The organism is Cohaesibacter sp. ES.047, assembly GCF_900215505.1.
In the GTDB taxonomy this organism is placed as follows: domain Bacteria; phylum Pseudomonadota; class Alphaproteobacteria; order Rhizobiales; family Cohaesibacteraceae; genus Cohaesibacter.
Map to the genome: position 1 here is coordinate 56,698 of NZ_LT907844.1, position 15,491 is coordinate 72,188.

Here is a 15,491-nt window from a genome sequence, read left to right on the forward strand (position 1 = left end):
TGCTTTTCCTTCGTGTCGGATCAGTTCGACAGGGTTAGATAATCGACTTCGGCTTCCTGAGCGCCTCGAAAGGCCGTGACTTCAAGCTCGACCTTGTAGGCACTCGATCCCAGAGGTGGGCAGGTGACGGTGGTTGTCGGATCAACGCCGCGGAATTTTTCGCCAAAGATCCCCATCACTGCGGGGGTGTCTGACGGGGTCTGGATGAAGACGCGCGTCTGCACCACATCCCGTAGCCCAGAGCCTACCCCTTTGAGGGCCCGCTCGATATTGTCAAAAACCTGATGGGTCTGTTCGGTAATGTCCTGAGGGATTTCCTTGCTGATCGGGTTCCGCCCGGCGGTGTTGGACACAAAGATCCAATTATCCACCATGACGATGCGCGAATAGCTGCTTTCCTCTTCGAGCTTGGTGCCGGTCTTCACTTTGGTAATCTTGGTCATATCGGTTTTCCAAATGGCGATGCGCGATGAGTGATCGATTGCTTGCGGGAGATCGAGCCACGCGCTCGTGGTTCGATCTCAGAAGCATCAACGCAGGACAGGCTCATCCCAGAGATTGAGTTTGGTGCCGATGCCCTTTTCCAGAGCGTTGCGATAGAGCACCGTTGCCCAAGCGACATCCTCGACAGGCATGCCGCCAACGGAGAGGATGATGATCTCTTCGTTATTCTGGCGGCCCGGAGCTGCACCGGCGCAGATATCGCCCAGATCTTCCAGAGCGTCGCGGGTCATCTTGCCTTCATGGATCATGTCAAGGAATCGCACCCCGATGACAGGCACATAGACGTGGGCAGGCTTGGGCAGCTCTTCGAACCAGGCATCATAAAGGCCGATGTTGTCCATGACCTTGCGAACACTGTCATCTTCCATTGCATCATCAATTTCACAGGCGGCAGGCATCGACAGAAAGGCCCCTGCTTTCAGCCATTCCCGCTTGACGATCGGGTATTTGGAGACATCACCTGTCTCGCAAGACGCGCAATAGGTGATGATATCAGAGCCGCGCACCAGCGTTTCCAGATCATCGACAATCTCGATGGTGGTAATCTGCGGATAGTTTTCCTTGGTCCATGCGACGAACCCGTCAATCGAGGCCTGACTGCGGCCCAAGAGCTTCAGCGTATCGAGCTTGGGGCAGGTGGCCATGAAGGCGGCAAGAGAGGTCTTGCCCATCACACCGGGTCCTTGCACGCCGACAACCTTGGAGTCCTTGCGCGCCAGATGGCGGGCACCAACACCGGGCACGGCGCCGGTGCGGTAGGCCGACAGAAGGTTGGCTGACATATAGGCCAGCGGCGCGCTGGTATCAGCATCGTTGAGGGTGAACATCAGGATCGAGCGCGGCAGTCCCTTGTCGCGGTTGGCGATGTTGGAGCCGTACCACTTCACGCCAGCGGTGCAATATTGGCCGCCGAGGTAGGCGGGCATGGCCATGAAGCGCCGATCTGCTGTCGGCTTGGGCATTGTCTCAAAGGGCGAGTCTTCAGGGAACATGATCATTGCGCCATGACTGTCATTGTTGGCACCGGCCATGCGATAGTCACCGGAATGCAACAGCTTGAACATGTCTTCCATGGTGTCGACGCAGCCCGCCATATCCATGACGCCAGCCTTGATCATGTCCTGTTCATTGAGATAGAGAAAATCGATTTTTGGGAGCTCGCTCATCGGTTCGACCCTGTTTGTTTGAAGACTTATGGGTCCATTAGCGGGCATTGCGCACTGTGTGCCAATCGATAGATGCGCCAATGATTCGATATATTACGCCAAACATAGCCAACTAGCTGCAAATTAGGCGCACTGCACAATTTTCCTTCGTCATGTGCTGTTTTATTGAGCGAGAAGCGGGTTACTTTTTGGACCGAAATGGCAGACTTTTCGACTTGCCCGCCTCGAAAACCGCGAGAAAGGACACAAAACGAGTGTCATCTTGATGTTTCGGGTGAGCCAGATACGACGCTCATCAGACAAAGACACCCTCGTCCAAAAACAAAAAAGGAGGAGCCGGACTTGTCTCCGGCTCCTCCTGTCTCATCCGTCCCCTTGAAGACCTATGGGTCAAGAGGTCGATACCGCGCAGATTATTGCGCTTTGTTTTTGTTGTATACGTCGAAGATGACGGCAGCCAGGAGAACGAGGCCCTTGATGACCTGCTGATAGTCGATGCCGATGGACAGGATCGACATGCCGTTGTTCATCACACCCATCAGGAAGGCACCGACGATGGCCCCGATGACCGTGCCGACACCGCCCGACATGGACGCCCCACCGATGAACACCGCCGCGATGACGTCAAGCTCGAAGGTAAAGCCCGCTTTCGGCGTTGCCGTGTTGAGGCGCGCAGCAAACACCAGACCGGCAAAGGCCGCCAGAAGGCCCATGTTGGCAAAGGTCAGGAAGGTCAGCCGTGCGGTGTTGACACCGGACAGCTTGGCCGCCTTCTCGTTGCCACCAAGAGCATAGATGCGGCGACCGATGGTCGTGCGGGTGGTGATGAAGCTGTAGACACTCATCAGAACCGCCATCACGATCAGCACGTTCGGATAGCCCTTGTAGCCAGCCATGATATAGGTCAGATAGTTGATCGCAAAGACGATCAGAACCAGCTTGCCAAGGAAGAAGGCGAATGGCTCGTCAACCGAGGCCACCCTGGCCTGTTCCTGACGACGCTTGAAGCTGGAGTAGAGCAGATAGATGCTGATCGCAGCCCCGAGCGCGATGGTCAGGATATGCGGCCGGCCCGAGCCGATCAGATCGGGAATGAAGCCCGAGCTCATTTTCTGGAAGGCACTGGGGAACGGACCGATCGACTGGCCCTGAAGCAGCGCAAGCGTCAGACCGCGGAACACCAGCATCCCCGCAAGGGTCACGATGAAGGCCGGGATCTTGTAGTAGGCAACCCAGAAGCCCTGCATGGCCCCGATCACAGTCCCCACCATCAGGCAGACAATGACAGTCGGGACATAGTGAATGTCGTAGTTCACGATCATCACGGCCGCAAGCGCCCCGATGAAGCCAACCACAGAGCCGACCGACAGGTCGATATGTCCGGCCACGATCACCAGCAACATGCCGATGGCCATGATCACCACATAGGAGTTCTGAAGCACAAGGTTGGTCAGATTGAGCGGCTTCATCAGAATGCCGCCGGTCATGATCTGGAACGAGACCATGACGAAGATCAGGGCCAGTAGCAGGCCGTATTCACGCAGGTTGGCCTTGAAGTAGCTGCCGATGCTGCCACCTTGAGCGGATTTTTCCGTCTTTTCCATAGTCACATCACCCATTGTTCTTGATGATCATCCGCATGATCTTTTCCTGAGACGCCTCAGCGGTTGGCAGTTCGCCAACAACACGGCCCTCGTTCATGACATAGATGCGATCCGTCATACCCAGCAGTTCAGGCATCTCGGAAGAGATGAAGATGACGCCTTTGCCTTCTTCTGCCAGCTGGTTGATGATCGTGTAGATTTCGAATTTGGCATTGACGTCAATGCCGCGGGTTGGCTCGTCAAGGATCAGAACCTCGGGGTTGGCAAACAGCCACTTGGAAAGAACAACCTTCTGCTGGTTGCCACCAGACAGGTTGACCACTTTCTGAAGGATCCCAGAACAGCGCGTGTTCAGCTTGTCCTTGTATTCAAGCGCGACACGGGTCTCCTCGTTGTCGTCCAGAACCAAGCCCTTCGACACACCATCAAGATTGGACAGCGTCGTGTTGACCTTGATCGTATTGTCAAGAACAAGACCGAATTCCTTCCGGTCCTCGGTGACATAGGCAAGACCCCGATCAACCGCACGGTTGATCGTCGAGACATCAATCGGTTGCCCTTTGAGCAGGACATCCCCCGTGATGCGCTTGCCGTAAGACCGACCGAAGATGCTCATCGCAAGTTCCGTCCGCCCCGCACCCATCAGACCCGCGATCCCGACAATCTCGCCGGCCCGCACCTCAAGGTTCACATCCTTGATGATCTGACGATCCGAATGCACAGGATGGAAGGCATTCCAGTTCTTCACTTCCATCAACGTCTCGCCGATCTTCGGCTCGCGCGGCGGGAAGCGATTGGTCAGCTCACGGCCAACCATGTCCTTGATGATCCTGTTTTCCATCTCCTCGGACTTGTCGCAATCAAGCGTACTGACCGTCTCGCCATCGCGCAGAACCGTGATCTTGTCCGCGACCTTCACCACCTCATTGAGCTTGTGGGAGATCAGGATGGACGAGATGCCGTTGCGCTTGAACTCAAGCAAAAGCTCAAGCAGCGCCTCACTGTCTTGTTCGTTGAGCGAAGACGTCGGCTCATCCAGGATCAGAAGCTGAACTTCCTTGGAAAGCGCCTTGGCAATCTCGACAAGCTGTTGCTGGCCGACACCCAGGTTGGTCACCAGTGTGCCAGTCGTCTCGGTCAGACCGACCACCTTGAGCAGCTGTTCTGCCTCTGAATGGGCCTGTGACCAGTTGATGACCCCGCTCTTGGCCCGCTCGTTGCCCAGAAAGATATTCTCGGCGATCGACAAAAGTGGGACCAGCGCAAGCTCCTGGTGGATGATGATGATGCCCTTGTCTTCACTGTCGGAAATGCCGCCAAAAGACTGGGTATCACCTTTGTAGATGATGTCTCCTTCATAGGAGCCGTGCGGGTAAACCCCGCTGAGGACCTTCATCAGGGTGGACTTGCCTGCCCCGTTCTCACCAACAAGGGCATGAATTTCCCCTTCGGAGACGGTCAGGTTCACATCACTCAAGGCCTTTACTCCTGGAAAGGTCTTCGTGATTCCTCGCATTTCTAGGATGGTGTTCATATCAGCCTCAAGGAACCAATCTGTTTGTCGAGCTGAAAGGAGCAGAGGGCGACAACAAAGCCGCCGCCCTCTTTCGGGAGGATCTTACTTGACCTGATCCATCGTGTAGTAACCACTGTCGATGAGAATTTCTTCCCAGTTGTCAATAGTCACGGTGAAGGGCTTCAGCAGGTAGGACGGAACCACTTTGACACCGTTGTCGTAGGTTTTGGTGTCGTTGATTTCCGGCTCAGAACCACCAAGCAGGGCGTCAACCATGCCAACAGTCACACGAGCAAGCTCACGGGTGTCCTTGAAGATGGTGGAGTACTGTTCGCCTTTGAGCATTGCCTTGACGTTGGCGATTTCGGCATCCTGACCGGTGATGATCGGCATTTTCATGTCGCCAGAACCATAACCAACGCCTTTGAGCGACGAAATAACGCCGATGGCAAGGCTATCGTTTGGTGTGAGAACGCCATGGATCGGCTTGTCGGTATAGAACGCAGACAGAAGGTTATCCATACGAGCCTGTGCGGATGCACCATCCCAATACATGATACCGACTTTATCCATACCCATCTGTCCGGACTGAACAACGAGTTTGCCTTCGTCGATCAGCGGCTGCAGAACGGACATGGCGCCATTGTAGAAGAAGTAGGCGTTGTTATCGTCTGGCGATCCGCCAAAGACTTCTATGTTGAGCGGGCCTTCTGCATTTTCGAAATCAAGGCCTTTGAGCAGAGATTTTGCCTGCAGTACGCCAACCTGGAAGTTGTCGAAGGTTGCATAATAGTCAACGTTACCGGAATCACGGATCAGGCGGTCATAGGCAATGACTTTGATGTCGTTGTCGGCAGCCAGTTCCAGAGCGCTTGAAAGCGCGGTGCCGTCGATCGATGCGATGACCAGAACGTCGGCGCCCTTGAGGATCATGGTCTCGATCTGACGCAACTGTGTTGCAATGTCGTCACCAGCATATTGCAGGTCGGTGTCATAGCCTGCGGCTTCGAACTGCTTGACCATGTTTGCGCCGTCATCAACCCAGCGGGCGAGCGACTTGGTTGGCATTGCGATGCCGACAGTCCCCTTGTCAGCAGCCATTGTATTTGCGGTGGAGAAAGAAAGCCCTACAGCCAAAGCCATAGCACCTACGGTTGCCGCCTTCAGCAGCGCGCGAATTCCCAGCATAGATAACCTCCCTTGCCGGTTCGACGAAAAAGTATGCGTAATGCTCTCAATGGAATGGAAAGGCACCGAATTCAAAAATGCTTATGATGCGGATGGATTGTCATCCAGCGCTCGGTTCCTCCCAGTACCTTTGCTTGTGCAATTTAATTCGGCGATTAAATTTAATCAATGAAAAAAGTGATTTTTGTCGTAACTATAAGTATTTACGCTAATGCTTGCCGGAGTTTCTGTGCATTTCTTGCAAAGTTACCGACTGATTTTTGATTATTTTATTATCTGAAATAATTATCAACAAGCATTCAGGCGCACAAGCCGCCCGCGTCGTTAGGCCAGATCGGCCCGGACGGACGTTGAGCATTAACGGATTTCACTAGAGAGTGACAGTTTCAGCCATAAAACTCGAACAGACCGGCAGCGCCCTGCCCGCCACCGATGCACATGCTAACCACTCCGAGTTTGGCACCGCGCCGTTTTCCCTCAAGCAGAATATGCCCGGCCATTCGCGCGCCAGACATGCCATAAGGATGCCCGATGGAGATGGCCCCGCCATTCACATTCAACTTGTCATTGTCAATTTCCAGCCTGTCACGGCAGAAAAGAAGCTGGGAGGCGAAGGCCTCGTTGATTTCCCAAAGGTCGATATCAGCAATGGTCAGCCCGTTCCGCGCCAACAGTTTTGGGATGGCATTGACCGGGCCGATGCCCATTTCCTCAGGCGCACAGCCTGCGACAGCAAAGCCGCGAAAGATGCCCAGCGGATGAAGACCGCGCCGAACCGCTTCGCCCGCTTCCATGAGCACACAGGCGGAGGCGCCGTCGGAGAGTTGGCTGGCGTTGCCTGCAGTGATGCATTTGTCCTCGCCCAGAACCGGTTTGAGAGCGGATAGACCCTCAAGGGTCGTCGTGGGGCGGTTGCATTCATCCCTTTCCAACGTAACCGTCTCTTCGCTGACCTCTCCGGTCGCCTTGTCGGTGATACGTTTGGTCGCGGTCAGAGGGACGATCTCATCGTCAAACCTGCCCGCGTCTTGGGCCGCAGCCGTGCGCTGTTGGCTCTGAAGGGCATAAGCATCCTGCGCCTCTCTCGTGACGCCATAACGCTCGGCGACGATTTCGGCCGTCTCGATCATCGGAAGATAGTAATTATCCGGCACGTTCGGATCGCGATAGCGGTAGTCATTCCACTGGTTGTTCTGAACCAGCGAGATGGAATCAAGCCCGCCCGCGACGGCCACATCGACCCCGTCGGAGACAATCATGTTGGCTGCGATTGCGATGGCATTGAGGCCAGAAGCACACTGACGGTCGATGGTCGCCCCGGCAACGCTGTTTGGCAAGCCTGACGCCATGACGATGTGGCGCGCGACGTTGATGCCGGTGCTGCCTTGCGTGAGGGCCGAGCCAAAGACCAGATCCTCAATGGCGTCTCCTTCGAGACCTGTTCGTTCAACAGCGGCCTTGACCGCATGGGCTGCTAGACTTGGTCCCTCAAGATTGTTGAAGGCGCCCCGATAGGCCTTGCCGATTGGCGTTCGGGCGGTCGAGACAATGACGGCTTGGCGCATATTATTCTCCATCAGACGATTTGAGGCTACAGCTTTTCGGTGCCGCACCAGCGGGCGATAAACAGCGCCGTGGCTTTGGTGATCCGGTTGATGCTGTCAATCGAAACATGCTCGTTAAAGCCGTGGATCGCCTCGGCCTTGGGGCCATAGACGAGAGCGGGCGTGTCGGCATAAAGACCAAAGAAGCGGGCATCCGTGGTGGCAGTGATCGCCACCTTGTCCAGCGCTTCGCCGGTTACCGTTTGGTGGGCATCCTCAAGGGCTGAGATGCTGCTCCGGGCACCTTCACTCTTGTCCTGAGAAAGAGCATAACCTTCGGCGAGGAACCCGTGATAGACGACTGATGGCTTGTTTTGCTTGAGGAAGGCATTGCTGCTCGCGGCCTCGAGTAGCACCGCTTCGATCTCCTCGCGCATCGCGTCGATGTTCTGGCCGGGAAAGACGCCCATACGAACATCAAAGACACACCAAGCGGGCACGGAGCTGGTCCAGTCGCCGCCGGTGATCTTGCCAACATTGAGATTGAGCGGGTGGTGGACATGGGCAAAGTCGGGATGCCGCAACTCGGGGCCGTTCCATTTGTCCTCAAGCTTGTGCAGGGCGTTGATGAGCGGAATGGCGGCCTCGATGGCATTGGCCCCGTCACCCGCATAAGCCACATGGGTCGGCAGGCCTTTCAAGTGGACCTGAAACCAGATCACGCCGACCTGAGCGGTGACAAGGGTTTCGCTGAAAGGTTCGGGAATGAGAGCCGCGTCAGCCTTGTAGCCGCGCTGAAGGCAGGCGAGCGCACCGTTGCCTGTGCATTCTTCCTCGACGACGGACTGGAAAAAGACATCAGCGGCTGGCGCAAGACCGCAGGCACGCAGAGCATCAAGAGCGAAGAGGTTGCTGGCAAGACCGGCCTTCATGTCACCGGCACCGCGTCCGTAGAGCGCATCGCCATCAATGTGGGGGGCGAAGGGTGGCTGGTCCCACATATCAAGCGGGCCTTCGGGCACAACATCGATATGGCCATTGAGAATGAGGGAGCGCCCGGACCGCTTGCCGCTCCTGTAGGAGCCGACCACATTGACCGCATCGTCATAGGGGCCGATCACGGAGGAGAAGCCGGGCAGATGGCGAATATCTTCGACATCAATCTGCCAACGATCGACCGCCAAATGGCGCTCTTTCAATTGGCCTGCCATGAAATCCTGCGCCGATTGCTCGTTGCCGCGGGTTGAGGGATGGCTGACCAGTTCCTTCAGAAACTCCAGCTGCTCATCAAAGCGTTCGTCGACGGCGGACAAAAGGGCCGTTTCCAGTTCCCGATCCATGGGTCTTGTCTTTCCTGGTTCAACCGGCACCGTGATCACTTTGGTGCCGAGATGTCGGTGTCAGAACGTGGGGATCTCTTCATCCGGCACAGCCAGAGGCGCGCCGGTTGCCGCCACGACTTCGGAGAGGGTCACCCCTTCCGCCAGTTCCCTCAGACAGAAGCCTTGCCAGGTCACGTCCACCACCGCCATATCGGTGAAGATCCGCGACACGCACGCTCGCGCGGTCAACGGCAGGGTGCAGGCTTCTAGCAGCTTGGGATTGCCCTTGCGGTCTGTGTGGGTGGTCAGGACCACCACGCGCCGGGCCTTCTGCGCCAGTTCGATCCCCCCGCCAACGCCGGGCGAGAATTTGCCGGGAATCTTCCAGTTCGCCAGATCGCCATTGGCTGCGATTTCGAAAGCGCCCAGCATGGTCAGATCGAGACGTCCCGAGCGGACAATGGCAAAAGACATCGCGCTGTCGATGAAGGCGCCGCCGGGCAGGGCCGAAATGTATGCGCCGCCAGCATCGATGAGATCCTTGTCGGCGTCATCCAGCCCAAGCTCGGGGCCAACACCGACGAGACCGTTCTCCGTGTGCAGGCCGACCTCGAGATCCGGCTTGAGATAATTGACCACGCGTGTGGGGAGGCCGATGCCGAGATTGACCAGCATGCCAGACTCGATTTCGCGAGCGGCACGGGCGACCATTCTGGTTTTAGCGTCGGACAATGGCATATTCCTCGTGCAACTGATCGATGGGCACCACATGATCCACAAAGGGACTAGGGACATGAATGACATCCGGCTCCAACCCGCCAACCGGCAATAGATTGACGCTCTCGGCAATCACGCAGTCGCTGGCCATGGCCATCAGCGGATTGAAATTTCGTGCGGTCTTGGCAAAGCAGAGATTGCCGACAAGATCGGCGCTTTCGGCATGGACGAGAGAGACATCGGCGCGCAGAGAGGGCTCGAACAGATAAGGCACGCCTTCGATTTCGACCTGCTTCTTGCCCGCGCCCAACTCAGTTCCGATGGCGATGTCGGTCAGGAACCCGGCAAGGCCCGATCCGCCGCTGCGGATGCGTTCAGCCAGAATCCCTTGCGCGCAGAATTCCACCTCAAGGCGGCCTTCGTTCATCATGGCAATGGCATTGGCATTGAGCCCCAGATGGGTAACGATCAGCTTGTCCACCTGCCCGGCAGCCAGAAGATGATCGATGCCCATGCCCTTTTCGTTGGCGTCGTTCTTGACCAGCGTCAGATGTCGGGGGCCTTGACGGACCAGCTCCGCAATCAGATTGAACGGCGTCCCCGGCACACCGAAGCCGCCAACCATAACCGTTGCCCCGTCACGCACATTGGCGATGGCCTCCTCGATGGTGGTGGATTTGGCAGGCAATCTCATGAGGCATTCACCGGCAGGGCATGTTTGGCTGCAAAGGCATCAAGACTGTCAATGAGGATGGTCATGATGTCATCGATCTGCTCTTTGGTGACGATCAACGGCGGGCAGACAAGGAAATGATCACCCTTGATGCCGCCGCGGGTGCGGCGCGAATAGATGATCAGGCCCCGCTGATAGGCCATTTCAACGAGATCAAGATAGGCATTGAGTTCGGCAGGCAGAGGCTCCATGGTTTCCCGGTCGCTGACCAGCTCAAACGCCAGCAAAAGCCCCTTGCCGCGCACATCCCCGATGAAGGGATAACGGTCCATGAGGGCCTCAAGGCGGGCTTTCAGCACCTCGCCCATTGTGGCGCAATTATCAATGAGGCCGAGACGTTCCATTTCATCCAGCACGGCGACACCGGCAGCGCAGGCAAGCGGATTGCCTGCATAGGTATAGCCATGCAGGAACCCTCCGGCATCGAGCAGAGCCTCGACCATGGATTGCCGAGCAACCACCGCGCCAAGCGGTGCATAGCCTGCGGCAAAGCCCTTGGACATGGCGACCAGATCCGGGATGATGCCCCAATGGTCAGCAGCGAGGAAAGCACCGGTACGGCCAACCCCAGTCATGACTTCATCATAGATCAGCAGGATGCCGAATTCGTCGCAAATCTCGCGGATGCGGGCGTAATAGCTGTCCGGTGCGACGAGCGCTCCGGTGGACGCCCCGCCGATCGGTTCCATCACGAAGGCAAGGACGGTTTCAGGGCCTTGGGCGATGATCTCGTCGCGCAGCAGTTCGGCATATTTGAGGCCGCGTTGCTCGTCAGAAAGGTTATCGCGATCAAGATAGCAGACGGGGGCGGCGATCTTTGGCATGTCGCGCATCATCGGGTCGAACGGTCTGGCGAGCGGGTCATAGCCCGTGAGGGCAAGCGCACCAAGGGTGCTGCCGTGGTAGGAGGGAAAGCGCGAAATCACCTTCCAGCGACCTGCCTCACCTTGGGTGATGGCATATTGGCGCGCCAGCTTGATGGCGCTTTCCACGGCCTCAGACCCGCCAGAGACAAAGAAGACGCGGTCCAGATCGCCGGGCATCAGACCGGCCACCTTGGTGGCCAGAGCCTCGGACGGTTCGGTGCGGAAATGCAACCGATAGCCGAAGGTCGACTTGTCCATCTGGGCCTTCATGGCCGCCAGCACATTGGGATTCGAATGGCCGATGTTGGAGACCATGGCGCCGGACGAGCCATCAATATAGCGCTTACCCGATTGATCGAACATATAGATGCCTTCGGCGTAATCCAGAAAGGGTCTAGGCTGTCTGGATTGGTAGAAGAGATGAGATTTTTCTTCCATTAATTCGCGCTTTCCAAATGCTTGCGGAGGAAATCCTTGGTGCGATCCATTTTCGGGTTGCGGAAAATGACCTCGGGTGGGCCTTCCTCAACAACAACGCCCTGATCCATGAACAACACCCGATCGCAAACCGTTTCCGCAAAGCCCATTTCATGGGTGACGATGATCATGGTCATCTGCTCTTCGGCGAGCATTTTCATGACCTGGTTGACCTCTTCCACCAGTTCGGGATCAAGCGCCGAGGTTGCCTCGTCAAACAGCATCAGCTTGGGCTTCATGGCCAGTGCCCGGGCAATGGCGACGCGTTGCTTCTGACCGCCAGAAAGCTGAGAGGGGTGATAGTCCACCCGGTCCAGCAAGCCCACATGCTCAAGCTGCTGTTCGGCCAGCTCGCTCGCTTCCTTGTCGGACATGCCCTTCAAAAGCTTGGGCGCAAGGGTGATGTTCTCGCGCACCGTGAGATGGGGGAAGAGGTTGAAGTGTTGGAACACCATGCCGATATGCTGGCGCATCTGGTTGATATGTTTTTCATACTGGGCATGGGGCAGAAGCTTGTTGACCTGCACCCCATCAAGCCAGATTTCGCCCGACGTGAGGGAATCAAGATCATTGATGGCTCTGAGCAAGGTCGACTTGCCTGACCCGGATGGGCCAATGATGGCAACGATCTGCTGGCGATCCACCTTCAGGCTGATGTCCTTGAGCACTTCCAGATCGCCATAGCATTTCTGGGCGTGACGGATATCGACAAAGGGTCGTTTGCTGTTCATAACTAGATCCTTCCGGCACGGCTAGCGTGAGGCTTGAACGCGGCGCTCGAGACGGCGCAGCACCGCTTCCATGCCCAGGTTGACGACGTAGTAGCAGACAGCGGCTAAGGCATAGAATTCGAATGGGCGGTATGTGCGCCCGATGGCAAGTTGTGCGGACAGGGTCAACTCTGTCACCCCGATCACCGACACAAGGGCGGAATCCTTGAGAAGAGCGATCATGTTGTTGCCGATTGGCGGGATCACGTCTCTCACCGCTTGCGGGATCACGACATAGCGCAGGGCATGGGTGCGGCTGAGCCCAAGGGTTCGGGCCGCTTCCATTTGCCCTTTGTCGACCGCGATGATTGCGGTCTGGATTAGCTCGGAATTATAGACCGCAAAATGCAGCCCTAGTCCGAGGGACCCAGCCACGAAGGCGGGCAGATCAATGCCGATCTGGATGAGGCCGAAATAGATGAGAAACAGCTGCAAGAGAAGCGGTGTTCCCATGAAGAGCCATTCGAAGGCTTTCATCGGCCAACTGATCACACGCGGCGCATAAAGCGCGATAACGGCAAAGAAGATACCAACGAAAAAGCTGATGAGCGCTGCGGTTGCCGTGATGGCAATGGTCCAGACGACGCCCATCAGGATGACATCCATGAATGCAGGCACGACTGTAAAATCAAGTCCCATAGCGGCCTCCGATCAAGCAGAAACAGGTCATTGGATCTGCACCTTTCTGTCAAGCCAGCTGATGCCGCGCCCGGTTGCATAGATGATGATCATGTAGAGCGCGCCCGCGAGCATGAACATCTCGAACGGCTTGTAGGTCGAGCCGATGAAGCGTTGCGCGGTGTAGGTCAGCTCGATCACGGAGATCGCAGCGACGAGGGCCGTGCCCTTGATGAGGGCGTTGATATTGACCCCGAGCGGCCTGACCATCAGGCGGAAAGCCTGCGGCAGCACCACATAGCGCGTCGTCTGCCAACGGCTCAGCCCCAACGTTCGGGCCGCTTCTGCCTGTCCCCCATGCACAGAGACAATGGCGCCGCGAATGGTCTCGGTCATGTAGGCCCCGATATTCACCCCAAGGCCGATCACGCCAGCTTCGAAGGCATCCAGTTGGATGCCGATCTGTGGGCCACCGAAATAGAGCAAAAAGAGCTGAATCAGCGCCGGTGTACCGCGAAAAAGGCTGACATAGGCCGTGCCAATGAAGCGAACAGCCGCAAGGCGAGACAATCTTGCAGCAGCCCCAAGCGTTCCGCAGACCAATCCCAGAATGGCCGTCAGAACCGACAATTCGATTGTGACCAGAGCAGCCTCTAGAAAGTGGGGATAGACTTTGAGGATCAGATCCAAATCCATCAGTCGAACTCCTCAGTGATGATCTTTACGGTCCAGAAGCGGCAGCTTCCGGATTTCCGTGACAAGATCGGCTGTTTCCTTGATGGCAGCCTCGAGAAAGGCCTTGCCATTTTCCTTGGTCGCCACCACGGGATCGCCCATGGTGCCGTCTTCGGAAACACAAGACCACCAGCGCATCAGCATGGCCTTGCCACCACCACGCGCCAGATCGAGGTTGAAGAAACGGCTGTCCGGATCATGCAGATTTTGGCAAATAGCCTTGTCCAGATGCACCAGATCAGGGTGAAGATATTTGTAGATGGCCGCTTCAAATTCGCCGGCATGGGCAATGCCACCCGTCTCAGATGCCCGGATTTCATTGATCCGGTCCGAGCACAAATTCCAGTAGGACGCGGACACACAGATGATGCCCGTCTCGATCACCGTCTTTCGCGCTGACAGATCGAGAATGGGGTGGTTTGATCCGTGCGAATTGAGCAACAGAATGCGCCGGAAGCCATGATGAGCCAGCGACTTTGTCACGTCGGTCACAAAGGCAATCAGGGTCTCTGGTTGGATCCAGATGACGCCGGGAAAGTCCTTGTGATGCTCATTGAAGCCGTAGGCTATCGGCGGCATGACGAGAACCTGATCGGGAATGGCCTCTGCCACACCGTTTGCCACAGCCATGCCGAGCACCGTATCGGTATCCAGCGGCATATGCGGGCCATGGTCTTCGGTTGCCGAGACATTGAGGATGACGACCCGGTCCTTGTCGGTATCGCGCACCTCTTGCCAGCTCAGCTTGCCATAATCTGTCTGCATGGAGATGACTTTCGCGCAAATGGCCCGCCGCCGTGCGGCGGACCAGATGAAAAGCGGGATGGTGCGGTAAGCTTAGCGAATGTCGCCACCAACCCATTTTTCGGCGATCTTGAGGTAGGTGCCATCTTCCATCATTTCATCAAGCGCCTTCTGCATGGCCGCTTTCAGTTCCGGATTGCCCTTGCGGATGGCGATGCCAGCCCCGAATTTCTCGGTGTTCGGGTCTTCGATTATGGCGTATTTCTGCTCGTTCTTTTTCATGGCCAGAATGGCTGCAATGGAGTCATTGACAATGGCGTCCACGCGGCCGTTTTCAAGCTCGAGCAACAGTTCCGGCAGCCCCTTGTAGGTGCGGACACTATAGCCCTGTTCGCGCGCCCATTCTTCATGGGTTTCGCCAAGGGTCACGCCGATGGTGGCATCCTTGAGCTGGTCCATGCTGGTCAGCTCGGAGCCTTCCTTGGTGAAGATTGCACGCTGGGTGTTGTAGTAAGGGCCAACGAAGTCGACAACCTTGGCACGTTCCTCTGTGATCGACATGGACCCGACAATGGCGTCGTACTTTTGGGCCAGAAGCCCGCCGATGATGCCATCCCATGCGGTGGTGACGATCTTGGTCTCCAAGCCCATGCGCTTGGCGATTTCGGTGCCGATGGACGGATCGAAGCCGACGACCTTGTTTTCATCATTGACGAAGTTGAACGGAGGATAGGCGCCACTCATGGCGATGCTGATCTCTCCCTTTTCCTTGATGGCGTCAAGTTCGTCTGCAAGGACCGGAGCGGTGATGCCAAGGTTGGCCAATGCGAATGCGCCGGTGACGACGACGGCCTGCAACAAGCTGCGACGGTTGATCATGGATTTCTCCTGTTTGAGCGTAAACTGTTCCCGGGAATTGATTGCCTAATTTTTAGCAGTGACTAATTTTTTGCCACCTTGCATTGAAGGTTGCATGGGCGCTATCAT

At 56.5% G+C, this 15,491-nt stretch carries 15 protein-coding genes; all 15 read right to left on the bottom strand.

All coding sequences use genetic code 11. The features are described from left to right. Positions 1-20: 20 nt before the first annotated feature. The 15 genes from CPH65_RS00285 to CPH65_RS00355 all read right to left on the bottom strand — a co-directional run bounded on the left by CPH65_RS00285 (position 21) and on the right by CPH65_RS00355 (position 15,383). Positions 21-443: a Rid family hydrolase gene (locus CPH65_RS00285; protein ID WP_096171610.1), complete on the bottom strand. Its 423-nt coding sequence runs from the start codon at positions 441-443 to the stop codon at positions 21-23. Between the two features lie 87 nt (positions 444-530). Further along, entirely contained in the window at positions 531-1,670 is a 1,140-nt protein-coding gene (locus CPH65_RS00290; RefSeq protein ID WP_096171611.1) for a tyramine oxidase subunit B, read from the bottom strand. A gap of 413 nt (positions 1,671-2,083) precedes the next feature. Further along, positions 2,084-3,289: a multiple monosaccharide ABC transporter permease gene (gene mmsB / locus CPH65_RS00295; RefSeq protein WP_096171612.1), complete on the bottom strand. Its 1,206-nt coding sequence runs from the start codon at positions 3,287-3,289 to the stop codon at positions 2,084-2,086. Next, positions 3,282-4,808: a multiple monosaccharide ABC transporter ATP-binding protein gene (mmsA, locus tag CPH65_RS00300; RefSeq protein WP_096171613.1), complete on the bottom strand. Its 1,527-nt coding sequence runs from the start codon at positions 4,806-4,808 to the stop codon at positions 3,282-3,284. The genes mmsB and mmsA overlap by 8 nt, the downstream gene beginning before the upstream one ends. A gap of 84 nt (positions 4,809-4,892) precedes the next feature. Next, a complete protein-coding gene (gene chvE / locus CPH65_RS00305) occupies positions 4,893-5,957 on the bottom strand; it encodes a multiple monosaccharide ABC transporter substrate-binding protein (RefSeq protein ID WP_371359475.1) in 1,065 nt (354 codons plus the stop codon). A gap of 407 nt (positions 5,958-6,364) precedes the next feature. Next, on the bottom strand, positions 6,365-7,543 hold the full coding sequence (locus CPH65_RS00310; RefSeq protein ID WP_096171614.1) for an acetyl-CoA C-acyltransferase: 1,179 nt from the start codon (positions 7,541-7,543) through the stop codon (positions 6,365-6,367). 26 nt (positions 7,544-7,569) lie between these two features. Next, a complete protein-coding gene (locus tag CPH65_RS00315; protein WP_096171615.1) occupies positions 7,570-8,862 on the bottom strand; it encodes an ArgE/DapE family deacylase in 1,293 nt (430 codons plus the stop codon). Between the two features lie 60 nt (positions 8,863-8,922). Further along, a complete protein-coding gene (locus CPH65_RS00320; RefSeq protein ID WP_096171616.1) occupies positions 8,923-9,555 on the bottom strand; it encodes a 3-oxoacid CoA-transferase subunit B in 633 nt (210 codons plus the stop codon). 7 nt (positions 9,556-9,562) lie between these two features. Next, complete coding sequence (locus tag CPH65_RS00325) at positions 9,563-10,255, bottom strand: CoA transferase subunit A (RefSeq protein ID WP_096171617.1); 693 nt, start codon at positions 10,253-10,255, stop codon at positions 9,563-9,565. Beyond that, on the bottom strand, positions 10,252-11,598 hold the full coding sequence (locus CPH65_RS00330; protein ID WP_096171618.1) for an aspartate aminotransferase family protein: 1,347 nt from the start codon (positions 11,596-11,598) through the stop codon (positions 10,252-10,254). Before CPH65_RS00330 ends, CPH65_RS00325 begins: the two co-directional genes overlap by 4 nt. Continuing rightward, positions 11,598-12,368: an amino acid ABC transporter ATP-binding protein gene (locus CPH65_RS00335; RefSeq protein ID WP_096171619.1), complete on the bottom strand. Its 771-nt coding sequence runs from the start codon at positions 12,366-12,368 to the stop codon at positions 11,598-11,600. The genes CPH65_RS00330 and CPH65_RS00335 overlap by 1 nt, the downstream gene beginning before the upstream one ends. 21 nt (positions 12,369-12,389) lie before the next feature. Continuing rightward, entirely contained in the window at positions 12,390-13,046 is a 657-nt protein-coding gene (locus CPH65_RS00340; RefSeq protein WP_096171620.1) for an amino acid ABC transporter permease, read from the bottom strand. 27 nt (positions 13,047-13,073) lie between these two features. Beyond that, a complete protein-coding gene (locus tag CPH65_RS00345) occupies positions 13,074-13,721 on the bottom strand; it encodes an amino acid ABC transporter permease (protein WP_096171621.1) in 648 nt (215 codons plus the stop codon). A gap of 12 nt (positions 13,722-13,733) precedes the next feature. After that, on the bottom strand, positions 13,734-14,525 hold the full coding sequence (locus tag CPH65_RS00350) for a creatininase family protein (RefSeq protein WP_096171622.1): 792 nt from the start codon (positions 14,523-14,525) through the stop codon (positions 13,734-13,736). 72 nt (positions 14,526-14,597) lie between these two features. Next, positions 14,598-15,383 carry a transporter substrate-binding domain-containing protein gene (locus tag CPH65_RS00355; protein ID WP_096171623.1) on the bottom strand — a complete coding sequence of 262 codons (786 nt, stop codon included), beginning with the start codon at positions 15,381-15,383 and terminating at the stop codon, positions 14,598-14,600. Positions 15,384-15,491 lie beyond the last annotated feature (108 nt).